Genomic DNA, 516 nt, shown 5'->3' with positions numbered 1-516 from the left:
CACCCGCGAACCCCAACTCGCCCTCCGCAACAACACCCTCCACACCCCCCGCCTCACCCGCACCACCACACCCACCAACCCCACCACCACCCTCAACCCCAACGGCACCATCCTCATCACCGGCGCCACCGGAGCCCTCGGCAAACTCATCGCCCACCACCTCATCACCCACCACCACATCACCCACCTCCACCTCGTCAGCCGACGCGGACCCAACGCACCCGGAGCCACCCAACTCCACCAAGAACTCACCGCACTCGGCGCCCACATCACCCTCACCGCAGCCGACGTCACCAACCCCCACCACATCACCCAAATCCTCAACCAAATCCCCACCCAACACCCCCTCACCGGCATCATCCACGCCGCCGGCACCCTCGACGACGGCATCTTCACCGCCCTCACCCCCCACCGCACCAGCACCGTCCTCCACCCCAAAACCGACGCCGCCCACCACCTCCACCACGCCACCCAACACCTCACCACCCTCACCACCTTCATCCTCTTCTCATCGGT

General features: G+C 66.5%; 1 protein-coding gene. It reads left to right on the top strand.

The window, feature by feature from the left end:
• The coding region (locus LG634_RS37590) for an SDR family NAD(P)-dependent oxidoreductase (RefSeq protein ID WP_226741044.1) at positions 1 to 516 on the top strand (516 nt) is incomplete at both ends.

It is taken from the genome of Streptomyces bambusae (assembly GCF_020532645.1).
Lineage (GTDB): Bacteria > Actinomycetota > Actinomycetes > Streptomycetales > Streptomycetaceae > Streptomyces > Streptomyces bambusae.
The sequence above is the reverse complement of the archived record's forward strand: the minus strand, read 5'-3'. Positions and strand labels throughout refer to the sequence as shown.